We start from the raw sequence: 25,365 nt of genomic DNA, 5'->3' as shown, positions 1-25,365 counted from the left end.
CTGGCACAGTCACCCCCTGATTCTCGCCCCGCGCGTGGTCCGGCACGCGACGAAGCGGCGTCGGGGAGGAGATCCGCTCAGTGGTCGGCGACGAGGTCCCTGATGGCCTTGACGACGTCGGCGGGGGCCTCCTCGGCCATGAAGTGACCGCAGGAGACGGTCGTGTGCCGCAGATCGGGCGCCCAGGCGCGCCACCGCGCGGCGGCGTCGAAGCCGAGGGCCGCGCCCCAGTCCTGCTGGAGAACGGCCACGGGCATCCGCAGCTGGTTCCCGGCAGCACGGTCGGCCCGGTCGTGCTCGACGTCGATACCGGCCGAGGCGCGGTAGTCGGCGACGATGGAGGGGACGGCCGCGCGGGAAGCCGCCAGGTAGGCGGCGCGGATCTCGTCCGGGATCGCCCTCGGGTCCCGCGTCCAGATGTCGAGGAAATGACCGAAGAAGACGTCCGCGGCGGCGTGGATCATCCGCTCGGGCAGACCCGGTGGCTGGGCCATCAGGTAGAGGTGGAAGCCGACGGCCGCGCCGGTGCCGTGCATCACGTCCCACGTGTCCAGCGTGGGCAGCACGTCGAGCGAGACGAGATGGGTGATCGCCTCGGGGTGGTCCAGGCCTGCGCGGATGGCGACCAGCGCGCCCCGGTCGTGTCCCGCCAGCGCGAAACGCTCGTGGCCCAGGGCGCGGGCGAGCGAGACGACGTCGGCGGCCATGGTGCGCTTGGCGTACGCGTTGCCGTCGGCGCCGGTGTCGACGGGCTTGTCGCTGGCACCGTAGCCCCGCAGGTCGGGACAGATGACGGTGTGGTCGGCCGCGAGGTCGGCGGCCACGTGCCGCCACATCAGGTGGGTCTGGGGGAAGCCGTGCAGCAGCACGATCGGGCTGCCGGATCCGGCGACGGCGACGTGAAGCGCGACCTGGTCGGCGACGGGGACGCGCCGGTAGTCGAAGCCGGGGATGGTCGGTGCCATGGTTCGCCCTTTCTGGAAGGCGGATGCGGAAGATGACGGACACGACGAGCCTGCCGGGCGCGAATCAGCAGGTGATCAGCACGTCGTCGGCGCAGTACCGTGGCGAGGGTGTCGGGAGAGGCGAGAAGGGTGCGGGTCGCGTTCGGCGTGCTCGGACCGACCGTGGCCGAGAGCGACGGCCGCGCGCTCGGGCTGAAGGGGCCCAGGCACCGGGCCGTGCTGGCGCGGCTGGTCGTGGCCCGCCGCAGGGTCGTCCCTGTCACCCACCTGGTCGGCGACCTGTGGACGGATCCCCCGCCCGGCGCCGTGGGCGCCGTACAGACCTTCGTCGCCGCGCTGCGACGCGTCCTGGAGCCGGACCGTCCGTCCCGGGCCCCCGCCCGGCTGCTGGTCACGGACGGCCCCGGGTACGCGCTGCGTCCGGAGCCGGACGCCGTGGACGCCTGGTGCTTCGAGACGGCCGTCGGCTCCGCCGCGCGGCTGCCGGCCACGCAGGCGCTGCCGCGACTGGAGGAGGCGCTGGCACTGTGGCGCGGGCCCGCCTACGCCGAGTTCGAGGAGGAGGACTGGGCCCGGGGCGAGCGCTCCCGCCTCGCCGAGCTGCGGCTCCAGGCGGTGGAGCAGCGGGCCCGGACACAGCTGGACCTCGGCCTGGCCGCCGAGGCGGTGCCCGACCTGGACGTACACCTCGCCGCTCACCCCTGGCGCGAGGACGCCTGGCGGCTGCTCGCGCTGGCGCTGTACCGGCAGGACCGTCAAGGGGATGCGCTGGGCGTGCTGCGCAGAGCCCGGGCGGTCCTGGCCGACCAGCTCGGGGTGGACCCCGGGCCCCGGCTGCGCCACCTGGAGGCGGACATCCTCGCCCAGGATCCCGGGCTCGATCCTCCGGCCGGGCCGACGGCGACCGCGGCCCGCCTGTGGACACGGACGGCGGCGGCCTACGACCGTACGGTCGCCGCCGGTGCCCGGGCCCGGTTGGAGACGACGGTGAGCCTGATCCGCAACCTCGCGGTCACCGGAGGCGGTGGGCTCGCGGCCGCCAGGCAGCACCGTATGGAGGCCGTCGCGGCGGCGGAGGAGTTCGGCGACCCGGACCTGACCGCCCGGGTGATCGGCGCCTACGACGTCCCCGCGATCTGGACCCGCAGCGACGATCCGGAGCTGGCCCGACGGATCGTCGAGGCCGCCGAGCGCGCCCTCACCGCTTCGGCGGGCGACGCGCACGAGGCCGCGCGGTGCCGCCTGCTGGCCACGATCGCCCTGGAGACGCGCGGCAGCCGAGCACCACGCGGCCCCCAGGCCGCCCGCGAGGCGGAGGAGATCGCCCGTCGTCTCGACGATCCCGCGCTGCTGGCGTTCGCGTTGAACGGCGCGTTCATGCAGTCCTTCACCCGCGCGGGCCTGGCCCCACGGCGTGACGAGATCGGCGCGGAGCTGGTCGAACTGGCCGCCCGGCACGACCTGGTGACCTATGAGGTACTCGGTCACCTCATCCGGCTCCAGGCACGCGGCGCGCTGGCCGACTTCGCCGCGGCCGACCGCCATGCCGCTGCCGTGGACCGGCTGGCCGAGCGCCACGAGCTGCCGCTCGCGGGCGTCTTCACCCAGTGGTACCGGGCGTTGCGGCTGGCCGCGTCCGGGCAACCGGCGGGGGCCGAGACCGCCTACCGGGATGCCGCCGCACGGCTGGACGGCGCCGGGATGCCGGGCCTGGAACGTGGGCTTCTCCCGTTCGCCCTGCTGTGCCTGCGGGTGCAGCACGGGAGGACGTGGTCCGACGCCGGTCCAGGGGGTACCGGTTCGGGGAGTACCGGTCCAGGGCCGGTCGAGATCGACCTGGGGGCGGACTGGGGCCCGTACCGCCCTTGGGCCACGCCCTTCGCCTTGCTGGCGTCCGGACGCCGGGCCGAGGCACGGGCGGCACTGCGCGCGCTCCCGGAGCCGCCGCGCGACCTGATGTACGAGGCGTGCTGCTGCCTGGAGGCCGTGGTCGCGCGGGAGGTCGGTGACCGGGACGTGCTGGAGCGGGCCCGCACCCGCCTGCTGCCTGCTGCCGGGGAACTCGCCGGCGCGGGCAGCGGCCTGATCACTCTCGGCCCCGTCGCGGACCACCTCGCCGACATCACCACCGCGCTGCGGGCACCGGCGAGTCCAGCTCCGCCCAGATGATCTTTCCCTCGTGTGTGTACCGGGTGCCCCAGCGGTGCGCGAGCTGGGCGACGAGGAAGAGGCCGCGTCCCCCCTCGTCGGTGGTCCGGGCGTGCCGCAGCCGCGGGGAGCTGTTGCTGGTGTCGGTGACCTCGCAGATCAGACGGGATGCGCGCAGCAGCCGCAGTCGCACGGAGCCCGGTGCGTAGCGCACCGCGTTGGTGACCAGCTCGCTGACGACGAGTTCGGTCTCCATGGCCAGCTCTTCCAGTCCCCATGCACGGAGTTGGCGGGTGGCGAGGGCGCGGGCCCCGGCCACGGCGGCGGGATCGGAGGCCACGTCCCACGAGGCGACGTGGTCGGCGCTGAGCGCGTGCGTGCGCGCCACGAGGAACGCGACGTCGTCGGACTGCGGCGCGGACGTCAGGTCCCGCACGTTGGCGCAGAGCGACTCGAGCGGGAGATCGCAAGGGCACAGGGCGTCCCCGAGGTGGGCCATTCCGACGTCGACGTCCCGCTCGCCGCCTTCGATGAGACCGTCGGTGTAGAGGCCGATCAGGCTGTTCTCGGCGAGTTCGATGTCGACTGCCTCGAACGGGAGTCCACCCAGCCCCAGCGGCGGACCGGCCGGCAGTTCAGGGAAGCTGACCCGGCCCTCCGGAGTCACGAGGATGGGCGGCGGATGGCCGGCCCGGGCGAGCGTGCAGTTCCGTGTGACCGGGTCGTAGATGGCGTACAGGCAGGTGGCACCCATCACCGTGGTCCGGATCAGGTCGGCCGACGCGTCATGGGACTCCTCCTCGCTGAGGCGGAGCACCAGGTCGTCGAGGTGGGCCAGGAGCTCGTCGGGCGGCAGATCCATGTCGGCGAGCGTCTGCACCGCGGTACGCAGCCGGCCCATGGTGGCCGCCGCACTCAGACCGTGGCCGACCACATCGCCCACGACGAGGCCGACTCGGGCTCCGGACAACGGGATGACATCGAACCAGTCCCCGCCCACACCGTCCTTGGCGTCCGCGGGCAGATACATGGAGGCGACGTCCACGGCCATGCCGCCCTCCAGCGTGTGGGGCAGCAGGCTGCGCTGGAGCGTCAGTGTGGCGTGGTGCTCCCGTGTGTAGCGGCGGGCGTTGTCGACGCAGACGGCCGCCCGTGCGACCAGTTCCCGGGCGAGCAGTACGTCGTCCGAGGTGAAGGGGGCCGGGTTCTGCGAGCGGATGAAGGTGGTGAGGCCGAGGATGGTGTCCCGGGCCCGCATCGGCACGCAGATGAGTGAGTGAAGTCCGAACTCGCGCATGCTCGAGGTCCTGGACGGCTGTTCGACGACCCATTGAGGGTTGTCGGGGTTCAGCACCGGTATGAGCACGGGCTCGCCGTTCACGAGGAGGTCGAGATCGTGCGGGGGAGGGACGAAGTCCACCGGATCGCCGACCTGGGCGACCGCTTCCGGACACCCCTCCCGGACGGAACTCATGCCCGCCCGCCGCATCACCGGCCCCGTCACCGCCGGACCCGCGTCGGACAGCCAGGTTCCGCGCCGCTCGGTGCCCTCGGTGCTGAAGACCGGCTCCAGCAGGTCCACGATGGCGAAGTCGGCGAACCGGCGCACGGCGAAGTCGGCCAGCTCCTGGGCCGTCTCCATGACGTCCAGGGTGCTGCCCACACAGGCGCCGGCTTCATTGACCATGGAGATCAGCTGGCGGGCGTTCCACCGGTCGGTGACGTCGAGCACCATGTAGCAGATGTCCGTGACGGCGCCCTCGACGTCCACCAGGGGGAAGAACGACGTGGAGTAGGCGTGCTGCCGATGCGGGTCGGCCCAGCTCCAGCCCAGGTACTCGAAGTCGCTGACCGGCTCGCCGGTCCGCAGTACCTTGCGCATCACGTCCTCGATGGTCTCCGCCTGGAGGCCCGGGAAGAGGTCGGTCAGGCGCCGGCCCAGACGCTGCTCACGCGGTATGCCGCCGATGCTCTCCATGGTGTTGTTGACCCAGGTGCAGCGCAGGTCCATGTCCACGATGGCCATTCCCACGGGGGAACGGGTCAGGAACCCGTCCAGCACGGACTGGCCCATGGCCCAGCGCGTCATGCGCTCCCGTGCCGAGAGGAGAAAACACTCGTCGTCGCCGACCTGGAACGACGCGGAGACCCGCAGATTCACTTCGACACGACGGCCGTCGAGATGCGACAGCGTGACCACACCGCTCCAGGCCTGGCCCGCACGGCAGCGCTCCATGATCGCCGCTACGCGCCAGGGGTCCACGGGCACGGCCAGCAGCCGGCCGACGGAGCCTGCGACGACGTCGCGGGCCGCACGGCCGACGAGTTCTTCCGCGCTTCTGGTCCAGCCGATCACCACGCCGGACAGGGTGACGATCGCCGCCGCGTCCGAGGCCGCTTCTTCCGCACCGATATAGGGCTCTGTGCCGGGACCTTCGCCCGATTCCGGAATCGCAGGTGTCACGTCTTCACCGCCATCCCCATACCTCCATGCTCGCGCCTCCTGCAGTGGCGCGCCAGCGGCGTAAGAGACCGTTCGACGCGGTGAATTCGCTACCGGTCGGGTCGGCACCACCACGGCGGGTGACCGACGCCGGATGTCGTCCCAGGAGCGGCTCCCGGGCCTCAGCCGACGACCGCGGCGCGTACGCACAGCACGTCCGGCAGATGCGAGGCCAGTTGCCGCCAGCTGTCCCCGTCGTCCGCCGACGCGTACACCTCGCCGTTGCGATTGCCGAAGTACACACCCGCCGGGTCCGTGCCGTCCGTGCAGAGCGCGTCGCGCAGCACCGTGCCGTAGTGGTCCTCCGTGGGCAGCCCCGCGGTCAGCGGATCCCAGGTCCTGCCGGCGTCCTGCGTGCGGAAGACACGACAGCGCCGGTCGGCCGGGACGCGGTCCGCGTCCGCGTTGATCGGGAAGACGTACGCCGTGTCGCCGCGGTGCGGATGCGCGGCCACCGCGAACCCGAAGGTGGACGGCAGGTCCGCGCCGATGTCGGTCCACTCGCCGCCCGCGTCGTCGCTGCGGTACACACCCCAGTGGTTCTGGAGGTAGAGCCGGTCCGGGGTCGACGCGTCCTGTGCGATCTTGTGCACGCACTGACCGAACTCCGGGTTCGGATCCGGCAGGAACACCGCGGAGACACCGGAGTTGGACGGCTCCCAGCTCGCCCCGCCGTCGTGCGTACGGAACACCCCCGCCGTGGAGACGGCGACCGTGACGGCCTCCGGGTCGCGCTGGTCGGTCAGGACGGTGTGCAGCCCCTCGCCACCGCCGCCCGGCACCCACTGCGACCGGGTGGGGTGCTCCCACAGGGCCCGGACCAACTCGAAGGACTCGCCTCTGTCCTCGGAGCGGTACAGCGCGGCCGGCTCCGTGCCCGCGTACACCACGTCCGGCTCGGCCGCCGCCGGGTGCAACTGCCACACCCGCTCCAGCGAAGCCCCGGTGTCCTTGGGGAACTTGACGGCCGGCTGCGCCGGTTCGGTCCAGGTCCGCCCCAGGTCGTCGGAGTGGAAGACGGACGGACCCCAGTGCGCGCTGTCCCCTCCGGCCAGCAGCCGTGGTGTCTCGCCGCGGGTGTCGATCGCGACCGAGTACACGGCCTGCGCGTTGAAGTACGGACTGTCGTCGAACTCCCAGGCGCCGCCGCGCCGCCGTCCGATGAACAGCCCTTTGCGTGTACCGACGGTGAGCAGTACTTCGGCCATGTCGATCACCTCCGCGACGACGTCGTCTCAGACATCGGCCAGTCTGCACCCCGGCGCTGACAGTCTCCCCTGTGCGCCGAATTTCCGCAGGTCAGCCGAGTGGCGTCGGTCATCGGCGACGTCTCGTCCCGGCCGACGCGCCTACGGGCGGGGGATGGCCGGAATTCTGGAACGCCCGGGTCGCGGGACTCGTTGTGAGCATCGGAGGGACCGATCCCGTATGGGAGGGCGATGTGGCATGTCCGTGCGGTCGTGAGGAGGACGCCATCGATGGCGGCATTCCGTGGTCCGAAGGCTCCGAAGGTGTGGCTGTGGCGATGGCGGCGCAATCCGCTGCGGCGTCGCAGTGACGCGCTGGAGGCCTGGATCGTGCTCGTCGTCTGGGCGCTCACCGCGCTCGGCGGGGTGCTCACCGGTCTGCTGGCGACGCAGTCCGTGGAGAACGGCCTCGCCAGGCAGCGGGCCGAGTGGCACTCCGTTCTGGCGTTGCTCAACGACGACGTACCGAAGTCGACCGCGTCGGCGAACGACGCCGACATGGTCTGGGCGAAGGTCCACTGGACCGCGTCGGACGGCTCGCCGCACGCAGGCCAGGCCCGGGTGTCCGTCGGCAGCACCGCGGGCACCCCGGTGACGGTATGGACGGACGCCCACGGCCGCCTCGTCACCAAGCCCCCCACGCCCTCCCAGGCCCAACTGCGTGCCGCGCTGGTGGGCGTTCTGGTAGGGGTGAGCGTCGCGGGCGTGCCGTTCATCGGCGGACGGCTGGTACGCGGACGAATGGAACGGCGGCGCATGGCGCAGTGGGACGAGGACTGGCAACGGGTCGGCCCCCTGTGGGGGCGGAAGACGGGCTGAGGCGAGCGAGGTCTGGGTGCGGAGCGGGGGTGTGGAGAGGGGGGAGGACTACGGGGCCGAGGCGTGGGACGTTTGGCCTCCGCCGCCCCCACCCCGCCCCGCAGGACCCCCGCGGTCAGCCCGGAACGTGGTCCTCCTCCGGTGCCCACGCGGCCGTGAGGAGGGATGCCGTGGCGGCCGAGGCGTATGTGGACGACGCGAGCCAGGCGCGGGCGTACGCCTCCGGGTCGGCCGGCCGCAGTCGGCCCAGCGCGTCATGGCGCCGGTCCGACGCGGTGTCCACCAGCGCCCGCGCGCACGCGGCCCCCGTGGTCAGACCCACCGCGGCGAGCCGACGGGGGAGTTCGCCGTCGGCCCCGGTGGCGGTGACGGCGCGGCCACCCGCGACCGCGCGGTCCACGGCCCGCCGCAGGAGGTCGAGTTCCGTGGGAAGCGCGGGCGCCGGGGCGGAAGGGATGACGGCCGTTCCGGTCCTGGGCAGGTGGGTGCGGTGGAGGCGGCGCAGGCCGAGGTCCGCGCGGATCGGGTCGCCGTCCGTGCCCTGCCAGGCCGCGGCGAGCGCGCGTACCCCGCTCGGCCGGTCCGCCGCGAGCCGCGCGACGAGGCGCAGGGACAGACCGTGGGCCCCCGCCAGAAGCCGGAGGTTCTCGACGTAGGGGAGTTCGGAGCGCTCGTCCGGCGCCAGGAGTCGCAGCGTGGGACCACGGTCCACGGCGAACCCTCCGCCGGTGATCGTCCCGGTGAGAAAGAGCAGGTCACCACCCGCCTCCCGCTCGTCGGCGGGCTCGGCCCACCACCGCAGCGCGGCGGCCACCTGGTCGGCCGGGGAACGCCGCCAGAGCGTGTCGAGCGGCTCCTCGTGCCAACGGGCCCCCGACGCCCGTACGGAACGGACCGCGCCGCCACCCCCGATCCGCCCGTCCGGCGAGACGGTCGGGTCGGTGAGGATCGCCCCGCCGTGGTCGCCCAGTTCCCGCAGGGTGAGGGCGCTGCCGCCGGGGACCGCGGAGCCGGCGGCCTGCCGGGCACGGTCGGCGTCGCCCGGTGCCACGTCGGACAGCGAGCGGAGCCGGCCGTCCTGCGCGAGGGCGTACGTGACCGCCCCGGCGTACCCCGAGGCGGTCACCACCGGCTCGGTGAACAGACCGTGCAGCCGCAGCGAACCGTTCGCCGTATAGGCCCGACGTGCGGTGCCGATCAGATCCGGGTCCGGCGCGCGGTGCAGCCCGACGGCGACGGTCAGCAACTCCGCCAGCTCCGAGGCCAGTTCGGGCAGCCGGAACGCGGGGTCCCCGGTGCCCGCCTCGGAGAGCCGCCGCGCCACCCGGACGGCCGCGGCCGCGGCGCGGTGGAGTCCGGCGACGCGCGCCGAGTGGGCGGCGTGGAGGAGCGTGGCGCGGTGCACGGCACCGGAGCCCGTCACTCCGGCTGCCAGCACGGCGGTCGCGGCCACCCGGAGGGCGTGCACCGCCGCGGACTGCGGGGGAGTGAGGTCGAGGGCCCCGGTCTCCGGAGGGACAGGGGTGGAGTCGCCGGCGTCCGACGGCACGGCAGCCGTGGCCGCCGGTCCGTCCGTCTCCTCAGCCAGCGGTGCCAGCGTCAGGACCGCCGCGCGATGTAGACACGCCGGCGCGAGCAGACAGCTGCACACGGCATCCTCGGCGGACCTCACCACCCCGGCCGTGGTGGTGAGGGTGACCGCTGTCGCGTCGTCGACCCGCACCACGACCGTCGCGTCCGTCACGGCGACGGGCCAGTCAGCCGCCTTGGCCGCGGCCGAGTCGGCACGCTTGCGCAGACGGGTCGGGAGCGACTCCAGCGCGGCGGCCGCCACTTCGGCCGTCACCGGGGGAAGCGTGGTCATCGGTGTGTACCTCCCATGCGTTCGCCCACCCAGCGGGCCAGTTCCAGCGGGCTGAGGGCCGCCACCGGCATGCCCGCGGCCACCAACTGCCCCGCCACACCGGCCGAGTAGCGCGGTCGGCCCGCGTCGTCCAGCGAGGCGCAGCCGAGGACATGGCAGCCCGAGTCGACGAGCGCCCGCACCTCGGACAGCAGTGGGCCCACCGGACCCCCCTCCTCGAAGTCGCTGATCAGGACGACCAGCGTGCGGGAGGGAACCGTCACCAGTGAGCGTGCGTGCCGCAGGCCCCGGGCGATGCTCGTACCGCCGCCGACCCGCACCTCGAGGAGCAGCCCGAGGGGGTCGTCCACCTGGTCGGTGAGGTCCACGACGTCCGTCGAGAACGCCACGAAGTGCGTGCTCAGTGCCGGGACCCCGGCGACCACGGACGCGGTGAGTGCCGCCCAGATCGTCGACGCCTCCATGGACCCGGACACATCGACGACCAGCACGAGCCGCCAGTCCGCCGCCTTGCGGGCCCGGGTACGGAAGACCGGCCGTTCGGGCAGTACCGTCACCGCTCCCGTTGCAGGATCGCGGCGCGCCGTCGCGAGGTTCGCGCGCACGGTGCGGGCGAGATCCAGGGGGCCGCCCGGTCTGCGGGTGGGCCGCGGATGCGCGAGGCCGGCGAGGGCGGGCCGGAGTCTCTGGGCGAGGGCGTCCGTGAGCTCCTTGACCAGCCGGGCCACCAGGGGCCGAAGCCGCGCCAGTTGCTGCTCGGGCATGCCTCCCGCGTACGAGAGGACCGTCCGCAGGAGCTCCACGGAGGGGCGGGCCGAGGCGGGGTCGAGTTCCTGCAGGGCGTCGACGCGTCCGGCGTCGGCCGCCGCTGCCAGCACCTCTTCCCGTACTCCGGGTCCGAAGAGCGCCGCGAGCTCCTCGGACCAGCTCCGCACATCCGGGAACGACGCCTCGCTCCCGCCACCGGCACCGCCATCGCTGGGCTCTCCGACCCCCTCGCCGCGCCCGCTCCCGTACAACTCGTCGAGTGCGCGCGCGATCCGGCCGGCCCGCCCCGTCAACTGCCTTGCCCTGCCCAGCAGGAGCCGCCAGCGATCTCCGGGGCCGAGACTGTTGGGTGCGGCGGGAGGGTTGGGCACGGCGGGGCTGATGGGTACGGCGCGACCGCCGGGTACGGCAGGACTGCTTGGTGCGGCAGGACTGCTTGGTACGGCAGCACTGTTGGGTACGCCGGGGTTGTCCTGCGGGGGCTGATGCGAGGTCGGTGTCGGGTCCGTGCCCAAGGGGTCCAAGCCCGCCGTCGCCAACGCCGTCCGCCCCGCCAGATCCGCCGCCGCCAGCCGGGCCAGGAACCCCGGCTCCGCCACCGCGTCCGGCAACTCGCCCACCGCGTGGCCGGTGCGGTCCTCCACCGCGGCGAGCATCCGGGACCGGGCCGCAGGCGCCAGGACGTCGAAGCCGGCGCGCAGGGCCGGCAGGCGGTCGAGGAAGGCCCGGTCGGTGAGGGACTCGACGCGCTCCAGGAGTGGGTCCACGGCCTCGCCCGTCTCGAGCAGCGGACCGGCGGCGAGCAGCGTGCCGCGCAGGAACGCGGCGAGGCCGGAACGGAGTTCGGGAGTCACGGCACCGTCGACACGGGAGGCCAGCCGGGTGCCGAACTCCTTCGCCTCCCGCAGCCCCAGCAGCACCCGGGCGGCTCCCGCGGCGCCGCGGATCAGCGGCGTACCGTCCTCGTCCAGGCGGCCGAGGGCGTCTGAGAGCCGGAGTCCGCCTCCCGCGCCGTCGACCCGGGTGGCGAGGTCCACCAGAGCGCGGGCGTCGGCGGTGTCGGTGGAACCGGTCAGCCCGTCGAGCGCGCGGACACCGGCGGCTCCCAGCTCCTCGTACGCGGCCTCGATCCGCTCCTTCTCCCAGGGGGCGGGCAGCCCCGGCACATGTCCCGCGCCGATCCGGCTCAACAGGTCGAGCCCGCCGAGGAGTTCGGGCAGGGTGCCGGACGCGGGCAGCAGTTCGGCGACTTCCGTGAGGCGCTCCGAGGCGAGCCCCGGGAGGGCGCAGTGGGCCGCGTCCTCGAGCCCGGCGAGCACCTGGGCCGCGGTCGGACCGCCGTCGCGCCGCTCCGCCGCCCGTCGCCGCGCCAGTACGCCGTAGGCCGCCTGTTCCAACGTCACTCCGTGAACGCCGGTCACATCCAGCATCGCCGCGGTCGAGGGCGTCCAGGTCACCGTCCACCGTGTGGTGAGCGCGGCGCCGTCGCCGACCCGTGCGACTCCGGCCTCGTCGCCGTAGGGAACACGGCAGACCGCCATCCTGCGCAGACAGATCTCGCGCCGGCGGTCGAGTTCGGAGCGCAGCGCGTCGAGCCGCAGCTCACGGCGGGCGGGAGCGGTGGGGGAGGGCAGTGAGAGTTCCGCGAGGAGGCCCTCGACCGCGGGGCCGAGGCCGGAGCGTGGCGTGCCGGGGGCGAGTCGCCCCTGCCGGTCACCGACGAGCACCCGCTCCATGGCCGCGGCCACCACTCGCCCCCGACCCAGCAACTGGCCCTGTGTGAGTACCGTCTGCACCGCTTCGACCAGCTCGCCGCGGCCGGCGGCGGGCAACCCGCGCAGCGTGGCCAAATCCCGCGCCACCCGCACCACTTCCCGGGCGTCGGCGGGGCCACTGGGATGTCCCGACTCGCGGACGGCGGCGCAGATCCGCACGGCCGTCGCCGTCAGCAACTCGTCCAGCCGTCCCGGCTCCCCGGCGGCCCGGAACACCCCCCGCTGCCACTCCGGATCACGGATGCCGGCCGGATACCCGGACCGCTCGTCGAGCAGCGGGTACGAGTAGGGCACGAGGGAGGTGACGACCGAGGGGACGGCCTCCGCGGATCCGGCACCCGAACCCACCGGCCCGGCACCCGAACCCACCGGCCCGGCACCAGCCCGCAGCAGGGTGGGCGCGTGAAACGCCCCGGTCACCGCTGCCGTACGCCGCCCCGCGTACTCGGCCAGTCGTCCCCGCATATTGGCCTCGCGCCGCAGGTCGTACGGGTCCACGGCGTCCTCTCCGGTGTCCGCCCGCAACGCCCAGCCGACGAGCAGCGCGGCGCGCCGCAACTCCTCCGCCCCGGCGCCCGGCGCGCCCGACTCCACCAGTCGCGCCCACAGGTCGTCCCCCGTCCGGCCCCCGGCGCGCGCTCGCAGGGCGGCCGCCAGCCGCCCACGCCCGCCACCCGCTCGGCCCGCGCCCGGCTCTTGCGCCACCTCCCGAGCCCGCTCCTCCGCGTCCCGCGCGGCCAGGGGCAGGTCGAACGGCACGACCGGCACCCCTGCCTCCCTCGCCCAGCGAATCGCCGCGAGCTCCGGGGAGAACTCGGCGAAGGGCAGGAAGACCACCCCGCCGTGCTCCCGGCTCCCTGCCAGCGCCACCGGTGGCACCGTCGCCGGATCCCCCAGGTATTCGAGCCACGGCGCGAACTCCTCCGGAAGCTCGATGAGGAGCACCTCCGGCGCCGCCGCCGACAGCATCCCCGGCACGGCCGCCGCGAGCGCCGGCGAATGATGTCGCACACCGATCAGGAACGGGTCCCGACACCCGGCCAGCGCCTCCAGAGCCACCTCGGGCGACGCCGCCGAGCCGGGCGCCGCCTCACACGAGGTCATCGCGCAGCTCCCACAGCGTCCGCCACAGTGCGGCGCCCTGCTCCGCGCGCCGCCGCACCGGACCGTCCCAGTAGCCCAGCAGCCGTGCGTGATCGGCCGGGTCGTCCTTGCGCACCGTGCCGAGCAGATGGCCGGGCAGGGTGCGCACGACATCCCTGCCGTCCCCGAGATACGCGGCGCCCAGGCCCATGGAGGTGGCGACCTGCACCGCCTCCGCCGTCGACATCACCGTGGTGGGCCGCTCGACCTCCCAGCCCTCCGCGCTGCGGCCCGAGCGCAGATCCCGGAAGGCCGTGACCAGCGCCTCCAGCACCGCGTCGTCGACGGAGAAACGGGCACCCGAGCGGGCGAGCGCCGCCGTGGCCTGGCCTCGGACCAGCTCCGTCTCCGCGTCGAGGTCGTCGATCGGTCCGACGGTCTCGAAGTTGAAGCGGCGCTTGAGGGCGGCGGACATCTCGGAGACACCGCGGTCACGGAGGTTGGCCGTCGCGATCAGCGTGAACCCCGGCACGGCGTGCACCGTGCCGTCCCCGTCCGGGCCACCGGCCAACTCCGGTACGGCGATGCGCCGTTCGGACAGCAGGGACACCAGGGCGTCCTGCACCTCGGGCAGACAGCGTGTGACCTCCTCGATCCGGGCGACGGCTCCCCGGGTCATCGCCGTGAGCACGGGTGAGGGCACCATGGCCGCCCGGCTCGGCCCCGTGGCGAGCAGCATCGCGTAGTTCCAGCCGTATCTGAGCTGGTCCTCCGTGGTGCCCGCGGTGCCCTGCACGGTGAGCGCGCTGGTGCCGCACACGGCGGCGGCCAGCAGCTCGGAGAGCATCGACTTCGCGGTGCCGGGCTCGCCGACCAGCAGGAGACCCCGCTCGCCCGCGAGCGTCACCACGCACCGCTCGACGAGTCCCCGGTCGCCCACGAACTTGCGTGACACGACGAGCCGTCGCCCGTCCGCGCCGCTCAGTGTCTCGCCGTCCGAACCGCACACGAACGTCACCACGGCGCGCGGGGTCAGGTGCCAGCCCGGCGGTCGCGGCCCCTCGTCGTACGCCGCGAGAAACGCCAGCTCCTCGGTGTGACGGTCCTCGGGCAGCTCGATCTGCCGCGCGCCCGTCACGCTCGACACGCCCGATACACCCTTTACGCCCATCGCCTTCGTCACGTCCGTCCTCGCCGTCGCACCCGCTGCCCTCATCCCGCTCGCCGTGCTCTGTCCGCCGCTCATGCCCTGCCCCCGCCCCGGCCGCCTCTGCCGCCCCGGCCACCGCGCCCGGCGAACTCCTCGAACCCGGGCGCGTCACCCTCGACGACCCGCTGCCAGGCCCGCGCGAACAACTCCGGCACCGGGCGGTCCGGCACCACGAAACCGTGGGCCGTCTCCGGCAGCAGCGGGGTCTTCCAGCTCTCGACGGGCAGCCGCGGCGCCTTGTGCTCCAGCCAGCCGCCGGGCAGGAACTGCGCCCGCCCGGCCCGGGACCGCTTCGCCTCCACCACCAGCCCGGCGGCGGCCACTTCGGCCCTGGCCCGCTTCAGCCGCGCGGGCTTCCAGTCGGTCCAGGCCGCCTGGTTGCGGTCCGTGGGGTCCGGGAGCGCGAGCAGCATCAGATAGAGCCCGGCCGCGTCCTCGGAGAGCCCGCACCGCTGTGCCGCCTCGGCCACCAGCTCCGGCACGCTGTGGGCCGGGTGCTGTGCGGCTCCGGGAGGGCCGTCCGCCGTGATCAGGGCGGTGAACTCCTCGCTCAACAGCGTGCGCAGCGACTGCAGTTGCCCGCTGTCCCGGCTCAGCCCCGCGAGCAGCTTCAGCGCCGGGTGATCGGGTCCGCCCTCCTCGCCCGCCTGCGGCAGCACGGCCGACGGCCGCAGCCATACGGTGTCCCACTCCGAGCGGTGCCGCATCGGCGCCAGCACGATCGCCGGGCCCGCCCGCAGCAGGCCCTCCGCGTCCCCGCCTCCCAGGGCGGGCAGCCCGAACGTCTCCCGTACCCGGGTCGACACCGTGTTGCCGTCGTGCCCCCAGGTCACCCCGAGGTCGAGCAGCAGCCCGGGGTCGGTGAGGCGCTCGCGGAGCATGCGCAGGGTCTCGGGCAGCGTCGCGCGCAGCGGATCGCCGTACGGCAGTCGATAGGCGAGCCAGCGCAGCATGCTGACGTACGCGGCCAGGTCGGAGCCGGTGAACAGGGCCTGGGCGTCCAGTGGTTCGAGTCTGTTGTCCCGCATCCGCTGCTCGGTGCGACCGGTCAGCTCAGGGCGCGCCTGGGGGTTGAGGACGGCGTCCAGCATCCGGCCCGGCCCGATCTCGCTCACCATCCGCGCGATCAGCTCGGGCGGCGCCGCCCGCCGCTGCCCCCGCCGCTCGATCCAGATCCGTACGACGGGCTCCAGGTCGAAACCGTCGGTCCACAGCCGCTCCATGTGTCCGGGATCCGTGGGGACCAGCGCCGCGGTGAACAACTGCCGTTCCGCGATGGAGAGTTCGCCGAGGGCGCTGCGGGCGGCCTGCGCCTCCGCGCTCTTCGCGCCCAGCGGCTGGAGGTGCTCCGCGGGCAGGAGCCCGTCCTTGCCGTAGGAGTTGAGCCCGGGCAGCCCGAGGAGCAGCAGCGCTCCGGCCACCGCGCTCACCCCCACCCGCTCGGCGAACTCCCGCGCCTGCTCCGGCCGGTAGGGCAGCGGTCCTCGCTCCCTCACGAGCGCCACCAACCGCCGCACGGCGGGCGCCAGGGCCTCGTCCCCGGACGTGCCCCGGATCTCGGTCTCGACGATCGCGAAGCCCTGCCAGGGGCCGAACTCGCCCGCCGGGTCGTACTCGACGGCGTTCCAGTACGCGTCGCCCGCGTCGACCTTCTGGCAGGACAGGATCAGCAGCCGCCGGTCGCCCGAGGCCAGCACCTCCCCGACGCGCTCCGGCCGCTCCGAGCGGGAGGCCTTGAGCTGCACGATCCGCAGTCGTCCCCGGGGATCGACGAGCACGCCGTCGCCGACCGACAGGACGACGTCGAGGAATTCCAGCAGCCCGGCGCGCCGCCCCTCCGGCGTGGTGGGCGCGGCGGCGCGCAGGGCGGCCGCCGCCGTGCCGGGACCGGACAGCGAGAGCCAGGCGACCCCGGTGCCGACGAAGGGGAACTTCGCGGGCGGTGTGCCCGGGACCAACAGCGAGCGCAGCGCCTTGAGCTGGTCGACCGCGGTGGTGGCGTGCTGCTCGTTGCCGTAGTAACCGTAGAAGTGTCCGGGGGCGGTGAGCTCCCGCAGCGCCTCGCGCAGGACCTGGTCGTACGCGTGCCGGACTTCGTCCTCCTCCTGCGGCGCGGCGACCGGCCGCTCGGCCCGCTCGGCGAGCGTGGCGATTCGCCGGGCGCAGCGGGCCGTCTCCTCGACCAACCCGGCCACCCCGAGGGCGAGCCGCTCGTCGGTGACGGCGGGCAGCAGCCGGGCCACGGCCTCCCGCGGGCTCTCGCCGTCCCGGACGGCGGCCAGCAGCGCGGTGGCGTCCGCGTCGGTCACGGCCCGCAGCGCGGCCGAGCCGTGCTCGTCGCGCGGGCGCAGCGCGTGCCAGTACCACAGCGGTGGCAGGAAGCGGGTCCCCGCCGCATGTGCGCTGCCGCGGTCGCCCAGCTGGAGGCGGGCCAGCGACAGGCCGTCCCTGTCGCACAGCTCGACGATCGTGCGGTTCCAGCCGGTCTGCACGGGATGCAGGGCGGCACCGCCCGGCAGCCGCAGGGGCGGGGCCGGAACACCCTTGGTGGTCGCAGGACTGCGGTTCCCGTCGACCGAACAGGCCGTCCAGGCACCGGAGTTCTGGTCGTGCGTCACCCACCAGCCGAGCAGCCCGTCCTTGCTGCCGAACGGCGAGCCCTCCAGACCCGGCTGGACCGGCAGCAGCCGGCAGTCCGTCTGTGTGAGGACGATGCCAGGGCGGGCGTCGGCGAGCGCCGAGTCGAAGAACGCGGGCACCGACATCCGGCCGCGCTTGGCGGAGGCGGGGTCGTACTCGTGCCAGCGCTTCTCGTGCAGCACCCAGTACGAGATGCCGTCCGAGGCGATCTCGCGGTGCTGCTCGGCGAACGTGGTGTCCCCGGCGTGCACGGGCCGGCCGCCGAAACAGCGGCCGCCGTCGGGCAGCGCGAGCGACACCGGGTGGCCGCCGTACCAGCCGCCCGGCAGGCCGGTCGGCTTGAACACGTCGGCGGGGCGCCCGGACCAGACGGCCCGCTGCTCGTTCCCGTACCCCGACGCGACGAGCCACTGGCCGTCCACGTGACGCACCGTCGGCTCGCCGTACTGGCGTCCCTGGGACGGCAGGGTGAGCGTGCGCGCGTCGAGCAGCGCGTCGGGGCCGGCCAGCGCGACCTGGGTCCCGACACGGACGATCAGCGCGGGCCAGGCGTCCGCGTACTGGTACGTACGGCCGTGCTGGTGCGGCCACGGGTGCTGCCCGCTCGCCGGCGGGGCGACCTTGCCGAGGGTGTCCAGGGCCTCTTCGAGGGCGGGCCAGCCCAGTTCGTCGAGGATGCCCGTACGCAGAGTGCGGCCCAGGACCGGCGCGGGATCGAAGCCGACGATCCGCCGGACGGCCTCCGGTGCCGTCGCCAGTGCGGCGGGTGCCGAGAAGCGGGAGACCTTGGTCAGCAGCTCTTTGAGCCCCGGCAGGCCGACCGGCCCGGCCAGTTCGTCGGCGCGGTCCCGAAGCCAGCCCGCCACGGCCGTGCGCAGCGCCGGATGGTCCGCGAGCCGTCGCACGCGTGCCGAAGGTCCGGACGCGGGTGCGTCCGCGAGCGAGAGACTCTCCACCGCCCTGCGCAACAGGGGAGCGAAGCGCGGGTCGGTGGCGACCGCGGCCAGGTCCCGGCGGCCCGGGCGCTCGTCGTCCGTCCAGTAGCGCAGCTCCAGACCTTCGGTCCCCGGCGAGGGGTCGGCGACCGGCACACCCGCCGCCAGGGCGGTGTCCAGGAGGTCGAGATCCACGTAGGAGTTCCAGCCCTGCTCGCGCAGCAGCCGCACCGGCTTGCCGTCGGCGATCAGCCGGGGCGCCAGCCGTTCCACCAGGGCGATTTCCTCGACGATCCGCTTGCGCTGCCGCCAGCCACGCTGACGGTGCCGGTCCCAGGAGCTCAGCCAGTCGGCGGCGTCGACCGTGCCGTCGAGCAGCAGACCGATCGCACCGCAGGCATCGAGCAGCGCGAGCCACGCCGCGTCGAACTCCTCACGCTGATCACCGCCCGTGAAGGGCATCAGCGTCAACAACCGCTCCCGTACCGCCGGATCCTCGTGCGCCAGCTCCGCCAGTGCGGGCAGCGCGGACTTCCAGAAGCTCCCGGCCGCGCGGTTCATGGCGCCCGAGGGGAGGATCTCGGCGAGCAGTGCACGCTCCTCGGCGCGCGGATCGAGCCCCGCACCCTTCGCCAGCCGCCGCAGATCCTCCAGCATGCCCGCGTAGGGAGCGATCCCGGCCGCACAGCGCTGCGACGACAGCGTCCTGAACTGCTCGTACGCGGCTGTGCCGGACAGTCGTGCCGCCAGCCCCTTGGCGTGGTCGCGCAGCGCCTTCCCGCTCAGCGCGCCCGCCCCGGCGAACTCCAGGAACACCTCCCGCAGCCGGTCCTCGTCCACGGCGAGGGCGTGGCGCTGCTCGGCCGCCCGGGCCTTGCCGAAGAACGACGCGGCGTGCTGGCGCGACTCCGCCGCCAGGAACAACCGGGCCACCTGCTCGTAGTACGTCGGCAGGAAGTGCGGCACCGAGCGGTCCAGCCGGGCGCCGATCTCGTCGAAGCCGTCCTTGGCGTGGCCCGGCTTGCTCGACACCATCCGGGTGAGCCGCTCCATCTCCTTGACCACGGCGAGCGCATGGTGCCCGTTCACCGGGTCGTTGACCAGCGCCCAGGCGGGGAAGCCCAGCGACTGACGCCTCACCCGGCCCACCGGTACAGAGTCGGCGGTGCCGAAGCCCAGGTACTCCAGGGCGAGGTCCTCGGCGGGCCCGATCGCCTCGGGCACCAGCCGCACCACCGTGCGCCCCTCCAGGACGGGATGCCCGTACGTCCGCGCCGTCAGTACATCGCCGGTACCCTCGCCCAGCGGCAGTACCGCTCCCGACTCCAGCAGCTGATCCCCGCTCACAGCTCCCCCTCCTCGTCCTCGCCGTTCACCACACGCCCCGCGTACACCAAAGCCGCCATCCGAACCCCCTCCGACCAGGCGACCGGCCCCACCTCCCGCAACGGCAGTCGGCGCCCGCCAGCGGCCCGCCACTCCAGGCCGCCGGTGCGGGTCTCGGCCTCCGGGTAGTCGGCGCCGATCCAGTAGGCCGCCTCCACCGCGACTCCGTTCTCGATCAGCGGGCACACCGCGTACCCGCCGCGCACCCGATAGCCGTACGAGCCCGCCCGCGCGGTCGCGTGCCGCAGTTCCTCGAACTTCCCGCCCGCGTAGGCACTCCACTCGAAGGCGGTGCCGTCCCTGTCGTCCGGCCGCGGCCAGACCTCCCGGAACAACTGACCGGCGCCCTGCTCGACACCGAGCTCCGCCGCGAACTCCCGCAGCTCCTCCAGGTCTTCGAGGAGCACCGGATGCGGTATCACCACCGTCCGCGCGGCGAGCCGGACCGAGTCGCCGTCCAGGTCGACCACGCCGAGGCCCTGCTCCGGATCCGCGTCCCGCAGGAATCCGGCGCGCTCCAGCGCGACCGTGCCGTCCGTGTCCACCGGCGCCACCACCAGGTCGCGCAGCGCCGCCTGCCAGGCGGCGTCGGGCCACACCCGGGCCAGCAGGTCCGTCGGCACGGGCAGGGAGCGGACGATCCAGGTGTCCACCTGGGAGCGGCACTCCCGCTCATGCCGCTCCAGCCACTCGGCCAACTGCCGCAGCCGGACGACCTCCACGTCGTCCCGCAGCTTCGCGGGCACCTGCTTCAGCATGCGTCCCGCCGCGTTGCGGCACCGCACCTGTGCGCCGTCCAACGTGACGGCGTACCCACTGGATGTCTCGATCCAACCCATGACAGGACCCCTCCCGAACCCACCTGTCGGCGATGGTGATCACAGTAGGGGAGGGGTCTGACAATGCCTCGACGAGCTGTGCTCAAGCGGCCTTGAGCTGCGGTTTCTACGCGGCGTCCAGGGCGGCGCGGCAGGCGCGCAACAGCTGTTCGTCCTCGCCGATGTTGTCGCTCCCGTGGGTGCCGGCCCGCGCCTGGTGCCGCCGTGGCATGGCGAGTTCCGTACGGAGCAGATCGTGGACGGGCGCGCCCGCCGGACCCATCCGGGTCAGACAGCCGGCGAGGAGGATGCGGGTGTGCACGTTCTGCTCCCAGGCGGAGCGGAGTGCCGGGAGGACCGGTCCTGGATCCCCGGCGATGTCCCACAGAGCGCCCGCGGCGCTCGCCCGCGGCCACACCTTCCCGGAGTCGGCCATGCCGCGCAGCACCGGCAGGGCGGACCGGGCCGCGGGCCCCAGTCGGCCCAGGGCCTCGGCCGCGTTGCGCGCGTGGAACTGCCCCGCCACCAATTCCCTTCGCAACGTCGGCAGTACGGCCTCCGCGTCACCCTCCAGCGACCAGAGCGCACCGGCCGCCGCCACCGCGCACGACCCGTCCAGCAGTTCACGCAGGGCCGGTATCGCCTCCCGAGCGTCCGGGCCGCACCTGCCGAGGGCGTCGGCGATCGCCCGCACGAGCCACTCCCGGCTCCGCAGCCCCTCCGGCGCCCCGTGCAGCAGCCGCAGCATCTCCGGTACCGCCGGTGCGTGTCCCAGCCTGCCGAGCGCGAACAGCAGCGGCACCGCACGGTCGTAGGTGTCGAGGGCGTCGAGGGGGACCTCGCGGAGCCGCTCGCGCAGCAGCGGAGCGAGTGTGGCCGCCGCCGGACCCAAGTGCTGGACTTCGTACCCGGCTTCGGGGGGCACGACCGGCCCGTCCAGCAGCTCGGCGAGTGCCGCCACCGCGCGCGGATCGCCGGCTCTGGCCAGCGCTTTGAGCGGGGCGGCGAGGGCCGGTGCCCCGTGCTCCCACTGGCGTATTCGGTGCTCGGGGCCGACCGCCACCAGGGCGGCCAGGTGGTCGGCGGCCGGGGCGGCCAGACCGAAGAGTGTCTCCAGGACGGAGGCCGCGGCATCGCGCAGCCGCTGCTCCTCGGTGACGACCTGTTCGCCGATCAACACGACCAGCTCTTCGTACGAGCCCCGCCATTCGCGAAGCAGCCCCGCCGCCATCCACACGCCGTTGCACCGGTCTGCCGACTCGTCGCTGCTCAACTGCCCCTTGAGCAGGGCGATCCGATCGGCGGTGCGGCCGCCGAGCGCGGTGTGCAGGGTCCGCAGGAGATGACCGCCCTCCTCGTCGGCGGGGCGCAGGCGTCGCAGGTGGCCGATGAGGGTGTCGGTGTCGGGTCGCTCGGGCTGGTCCGGCACCCGGGGGCGTGGTGATCTGGCCCGGAGCAGTGCGATGACGGTGGGAACGAGGTCGGCCGGAAGGCGATCGGGTGCGCAGCCGGCGAGTTGGCCGAGGGCGGCGAGCCGCAGCCCGGCGTCGTGCGGAGCGGCACCGAGTTCGACCAGGTACTCCACCGCGGGAGCGGCGGACGCGGGGTGCAGGCGCGCGAACAGTCCCAGGCTCTCGGCCAGGGCCGGCCGGACCTGTTCCTCCTCTTCCTCCTCAAGTCGTCCCGCCAACAGCCCGAGCACGCGCTCCGGTTGGCCGAGGAACCGCACGAGCGCCGTCGGTGCCGCCCGGCGCACCTCCGGGTCCCGGTCCGCGAGCAGGCCGATGAAGGCCGCGGCGCCCGACCGTATCGCCGTGCGGGCCATGGCGTAGTTGCCCTCGGCGCCGTCCCCGTCTTCGAGCGGGCCGCCGTCGAAGGCGTCCCCGCCGCCGATGCTGACGAGCAGCTCCACGACGCCGCCCCGGTCGCGGACTTCTTCGTGCCCGACGAGTTCGAACAGGAACGGGATGCACGCGAGCGTCGAGTCGTAGACATCGCCCTGGTGGTGCACGGCTCCGTACATCCCGTCGAGCGCTCTCTCACGCTCCTGAGGGCACGTGGAGGCCAGTCCGCGGAGCAACTCCGGGACGTCCTCGGCGCTTCCGTAGGCATGTTTCATCGAGGCCCAGCCGACCTCGTCCATCCCGGTGAACACGGCATCCTCCCCAGGCGTACGACAGCTCATCGTGAGTGTGCACCAAGGCACTGACAGTCACGTGTGCCTTTTGGGGCGTGTTCCGGCGACAGGGCCGGCAACGGCCCGCCGCCCGCGCCCAGGGGATTCGCATCGGGGCGGGGACGGCGGGGAGCCGGCGGGACGCGTCAGACGCCGACGCCGAAGTCGGAGGCGATCCCGGACAGACCCGAGGCGTACCCCTGGCCCACCGCACGGAACTTCCACTCCACGCCGTTGCGGTACAACTCGCCGAAGATCATCGCGGTTTCGGACGCGGCGTCCTCCGACAGGTCGTAGCGCGCGAGTTCGGTGCCGCCGGCCTGGTTCACGACACGGATGAACGCGTTGCGGACCTGGCCGAAGCTCTGTCCGCGCGCGTCGGCGTCGTGGATCGAGACCGGGAACACGATCTTGGCGACCTCGGCCGGTACGCCGGCCAGGTTCACCTTGATCGACTCGTCGTCGCCCTCGCCCTCACCGGTCAGGTTGTCGCCGGTGTGCTCGACCGAACCGTCCGGGCTCTTCAGGTTGTTGTAGAAGACGAAGTGCTGGTCCGAGAGGACCTTGCCCGACTCGTCGACCAGCAGCGCGGACGCGTCGAGGTCGTAGTCGGTGCCCGTCGTGGTCCGCACGTCCCAGCCCAGACCGACCAGCACCGCGGTCAGGCCCGGCGCCTCCTTGCTGAGCGAGACATTGCCGCCTTTGGACAGGGAAACTCCCACGCTGATCTCCTTCGTGCTGCCGTCGGCCGGGCGAGTGGATGCCGGGCGCTGGATGGATCGACACCAAAAAACTACATCACTGTAGAAATGAACCGGGGGTTGGCGGCCGGAACTCGTCGGTCCTACGTGCTCCTCGCCACGGTGCCGGGCGTGACCAGGCCAGGTGGGGGTGGGCGGCGGGTTCGGCGTTGGTCAGGCCCTGGGCCGGCAGACGCAGGACTTCGAGTTCTCGCGGGGCCAAAGGGGCCAGGTCGCGAGGGGCGTGGCCGTCTCCGGGGACCGGCGGGCCTGGCGTTCGACCAGACGGCGGAGACCACGTGTTCGGGGGTGACGTCCTTGAGGAGGAACCCGCCGGCCCCGGCGGACGGCGCCGCGTACACGAGGTCGTCGAGATCGAAGGTCGTCAGGATGATCACGCGGGGCGGGTCGGACGCGCCGGTCGGGGTGCGGCGAACCGCCTCCACGGCTTCGGCGCCGTCGGCCGCCTCCGCGACCACGTCGATGCCGTCGCCGATGAGGATCGCCCGAGTCCGTCATCGCCGTCTACGGCACGCCGGAACTGATCCTGCTCGCGCTCGGTGGACTGCTGACCGCCGTCCTGGGCGCACTGCTGCCCGCGGGCTGGGCCGCCCGGACCCGCACCGCCGCCGCCCTGCGCACGGAATAGTGGCGGAACAGGAGCGGAACGGGAACGGAAGGGAGACGGAAGGGGGAGTCGGGAGCCCTCCGATCCGCACCGATGGTTGTACTGTTGCGCAAAGCGGCAATCTTCAAGTGGGTGGCGGCCAGTGCGGCGTGCCCTCGACCGAGGCGACGAAAGGCGGGCGCGCGATGCTCCGCAACGGACTGGAACCCTGGCACCTGCTGATCGTGGCGATCGTGCTCATCGTGCTGTTCGGTTCGAAGAAACTGCCGGACACCGCCCGCGCGCTGGGCAAGTCGATGCGCATCCTCAAGAGCGAGACCAGGGCGATGAAGGACGAGAACCCCGCGTCCGCCGCCACCGCCGAACAGGGCACGGCTCCGGTGACTCCCACGGCGGTCATCAAGAACTCCGCCGAGCAGGCCGCCCCGCGCGTGACGACCGAGGCCCAGGGCGCCGCGCACTGAGCCCGCGTGGTCCGTGTCCGGGGACGGCGCACACCGCCCCCGGACACGGACACGTCTGAGGACTCAGTCCTCTTCGCCGCCTTCGTCGTCGCCCTCGAAGAAGTCACCCACCTCGTCGACGACTTCGGCCGCGACCAGCCCGCCGACCACGCCCACCGCGAGTCCCGCCGCGCCTGCCGCGACCGCGGTACCGAGGCCGGGACCGGAGCGGTGTCCCTCATGACCTGACCCGTGGCCGGATTCATGGCCGGACCCATAGCCTGACTCATGGCCGGACCCGTGGGCCGAGTGGTGCCCGTACCCGCTTCCGGCGGCATACGGATCGGCGTGGCCGTACGTGGCGTGGGAGCCGTACGACGCCCGGTGCTCGACCAACTGCCTGATCCAGCCGTCGACCTCGCCGTTCCAGTCGCGGGCCCCGACATCGTGATGGCTCACCGAGAAGCGGGTGAGGGTGTCCTGCCCGGACTCGAAGAGCCCGCCGCGCTTGTCGGCCTCCAGGACGATCTCCATGCCGGCCGGGGTGGCGAGGAAGGTCAGCTCGATCTCGTTCACCGCGTGCGCGTACTGCGGCGCGGGCGTCAGCTCGATCTCCTGGTAGAAGGGCAACTGCTGCCCCGTACCCCCGATGTGGCCGCGTTCGAGGTCTGCGGACTTGAAGCCGAAGCCCAGCTGCCCCAGCGCCTCCAGGACCGCTTCCTGGACCGGCAGCGGACGCACCGCGAGCGGATCCAGGTCGCCCTTGTCCCTCGCACCGGCCACCGCGAGCTCGGTGCGCACACCGAGGACGATGCCCAGCGGCTGCCCGTACAGCTCGCTGACCGGTGTCTCCCACGGCAGGGACACGCTGAACGGAACGCTGTGCCGCTCCTGCTCGGCGAGGCGGAAACCGCCGCCGACCGTGAACCGCTCGAAGACGACGGCGCCCTCGCTCTCACCGTCCTCGTGCTCGGCCTCCACCCGGGCGATCAGTTCGAGCCCGATGTGCTCGATCTCCACGTCCGCGCTGCCACCCTGGAGATGGACCTGCCCGGACAGGATCCCGCCGGGCGCCACCGCGCCGCCGTCGAGAACCGTGTCCACCGAGGGGCCGCCTGCGCCCATCGCGCCGAGCAGCCGTTTGAACACCATGTCGGTGTGGCTCCTTCACTGATCGCACTCATCGCTTCGAACCGGCTCGGAGCGATCCCGAGCCG

14 protein-coding genes and 1 pseudogene are annotated in these 25,365 nt (G+C 73.5%); 3 read left to right on the top strand and 12 right to left on the bottom strand.

Going from position 1 to position 25,365, the window contains the following annotated elements:
• Nucleotides 1-77: 77 nt before the first annotated feature.
• Nucleotides 78-965 carry an alpha/beta fold hydrolase gene (locus ACZ69M_RS07020; RefSeq protein ID WP_470047335.1) on the bottom strand — a complete coding sequence of 296 codons (888 nt, stop codon included), beginning with the start codon at nt 963-965 and terminating at the stop codon, nt 78-80.
• Between the two features lie 129 nt (nt 966-1,094).
• Here ACZ69M_RS07020 and ACZ69M_RS07015 point away from each other — a divergent pair, with 129 nt between their 5' ends.
• Nucleotides 1,095-3,134, top strand: coding sequence for a BTAD domain-containing putative transcriptional regulator (locus tag ACZ69M_RS07015; RefSeq protein ID WP_470047560.1), 2,040 nt, complete (start codon nt 1,095-1,097; stop codon nt 3,132-3,134).
• Here the strand turns inward: ACZ69M_RS07015 and ACZ69M_RS07010 are convergent.
• Nucleotides 3,088-5,577 (bottom strand): SpoIIE family protein phosphatase, encoded by a 2,490-nt coding sequence (locus ACZ69M_RS07010; protein WP_470047334.1) that lies wholly within the window; start codon nt 5,575-5,577, stop codon nt 3,088-3,090. The genes ACZ69M_RS07015 and ACZ69M_RS07010 overlap by 47 nt on opposite strands.
• 161 nt (nt 5,578-5,738) lie before the next feature.
• Entirely contained in the window at nt 5,739-6,824 is a 1,086-nt protein-coding gene (locus ACZ69M_RS07005) for a WD40/YVTN/BNR-like repeat-containing protein (RefSeq protein WP_470047332.1), read from the bottom strand.
• A 270-nt stretch (nt 6,825-7,094) separates the two neighbouring features.
• On the opposite strand from ACZ69M_RS07005, the gene ACZ69M_RS07000 reads away from it, so the two are divergent.
• Complete coding sequence (locus tag ACZ69M_RS07000) at nt 7,095-7,682, top strand: Rv1733c family protein (RefSeq protein WP_470047330.1); 588 nt, start codon at nt 7,095-7,097, stop codon at nt 7,680-7,682.
• A gap of 115 nt (nt 7,683-7,797) precedes the next feature.
• Here the strand turns inward: ACZ69M_RS07000 and ACZ69M_RS06995 are convergent, their stop codons facing one another.
• From ACZ69M_RS06995 to ACZ69M_RS06960, 8 genes and pseudogenes are all read right to left on the bottom strand, one after another.
• Complete coding sequence (locus ACZ69M_RS06995) at nt 7,798-9,546, bottom strand: hypothetical protein (RefSeq protein ID WP_470047328.1); 1,749 nt, start codon at nt 9,544-9,546, stop codon at nt 7,798-7,800.
• On the bottom strand, nt 9,543-13,193 hold the full coding sequence (locus tag ACZ69M_RS06990; RefSeq protein WP_470047326.1) for a vWA domain-containing protein: 3,651 nt from the start codon (nt 13,191-13,193) through the stop codon (nt 9,543-9,545). The genes ACZ69M_RS06995 and ACZ69M_RS06990 overlap by 4 nt, the downstream gene beginning before the upstream one ends.
• Nucleotides 13,180-14,343: an ATP-binding protein gene (locus ACZ69M_RS06985; protein ID WP_470047558.1), complete on the bottom strand. Its 1,164-nt coding sequence runs from the start codon at nt 14,341-14,343 to the stop codon at nt 13,180-13,182. Before ACZ69M_RS06985 ends, ACZ69M_RS06990 begins: the two co-directional genes overlap by 14 nt.
• 71 nt (nt 14,344-14,414) lie before the next feature.
• Nucleotides 14,415-19,304 (bottom strand): hypothetical protein, encoded by a 4,890-nt coding sequence (locus ACZ69M_RS06980; RefSeq protein ID WP_470047324.1) that lies wholly within the window; start codon nt 19,302-19,304, stop codon nt 14,415-14,417.
• Entirely contained in the window at nt 19,301-20,182 is an 882-nt protein-coding gene (locus ACZ69M_RS06975) for a DUF4132 domain-containing protein (RefSeq protein WP_470047323.1), read from the bottom strand. Before ACZ69M_RS06975 ends, ACZ69M_RS06980 begins: the two co-directional genes overlap by 4 nt.
• A 106-nt stretch (nt 20,183-20,288) precedes the next feature.
• Entirely contained in the window at nt 20,289-22,316 is a 2,028-nt protein-coding gene (locus tag ACZ69M_RS06970; RefSeq protein ID WP_470047321.1) for a HEAT repeat domain-containing protein, read from the bottom strand.
• A 167-nt stretch (nt 22,317-22,483) separates the two neighbouring features.
• On the bottom strand, nt 22,484-23,059 hold the full coding sequence (locus ACZ69M_RS06965; protein WP_470047319.1) for a TerD family protein: 576 nt from the start codon (nt 23,057-23,059) through the stop codon (nt 22,484-22,486).
• 157 nt (nt 23,060-23,216) lie between these two features.
• Nucleotides 23,217-23,580: pseudogene (locus ACZ69M_RS06960) on the bottom strand (DNA-binding response regulator); the annotation flags it as partial.
• A 310-nt stretch (nt 23,581-23,890) separates the two neighbouring features.
• Between ACZ69M_RS06960 and tatA the strand changes: the two are divergent.
• Nucleotides 23,891-24,169, top strand: a complete 279-nt coding sequence (gene tatA / locus ACZ69M_RS06955) for a Sec-independent protein translocase subunit TatA (RefSeq protein WP_470047317.1) — start codon at nt 23,891-23,893, stop codon at nt 24,167-24,169.
• A 63-nt stretch (nt 24,170-24,232) separates the two neighbouring features.
• Here the strand turns inward: tatA and ACZ69M_RS06950 are convergent, their stop codons facing one another.
• Complete coding sequence (locus ACZ69M_RS06950; protein WP_470047315.1) at nt 24,233-25,300, bottom strand: sporulation protein; 1,068 nt, start codon at nt 25,298-25,300, stop codon at nt 24,233-24,235.
• Between the last annotated feature and the right edge of the window lie 65 nt (nt 25,301-25,365).

Source organism: Streptomyces sp. NPDC107454 (assembly GCF_055582885.1).
This window is presented reverse-complemented; position numbering and strand designations above follow the sequence as displayed.

What these genes read in the sequence shown, in the direction of transcription:
- ACZ69M_RS07020 (WP_470047335.1), bottom strand. Translation starts at nt 965, where the DNA reads ATGGCACCGACCATCCCCGGCTTCGACTACCGGCGCGTCCCCGTCGCC.
- ACZ69M_RS07005 (WP_470047332.1), bottom strand. Translation starts at nt 6,824, where the DNA reads ATGGCCGAAGTACTGCTCACCGTCGGTACACGCAAAGGGCTGTTCATC.
- ACZ69M_RS07000 (WP_470047330.1), top strand. Translation starts at nt 7,095, where the DNA reads ATGGCGGCATTCCGTGGTCCGAAGGCTCCGAAGGTGTGGCTGTGGCGA.
- ACZ69M_RS06995 (WP_470047328.1), bottom strand. Translation starts at nt 9,546, where the DNA reads ATGACCACGCTTCCCCCGGTGACGGCCGAAGTGGCGGCCGCCGCGCTG.
- ACZ69M_RS06990 (WP_470047326.1), bottom strand. Translation starts at nt 13,193, where the DNA reads ATGACCTCGTGTGAGGCGGCGCCCGGCTCGGCGGCGTCGCCCGAGGTG.
- ACZ69M_RS06985 (WP_470047558.1), bottom strand. Translation starts at nt 14,343, where the DNA reads ATGGGCGTAAAGGGTGTATCGGGCGTGTCGAGCGTGACGGGCGCGCGG.
- ACZ69M_RS06975 (WP_470047323.1), bottom strand. Translation starts at nt 20,182, where the DNA reads ATGGGTTGGATCGAGACATCCAGTGGGTACGCCGTCACGTTGGACGGC.
- tatA (WP_470047317.1), top strand. Translation starts at nt 23,891, where the DNA reads ATGCTCCGCAACGGACTGGAACCCTGGCACCTGCTGATCGTGGCGATC.
- ACZ69M_RS06950 (WP_470047315.1), bottom strand. Translation starts at nt 25,300, where the DNA reads ATGGTGTTCAAACGGCTGCTCGGCGCGATGGGCGCAGGCGGCCCCTCG.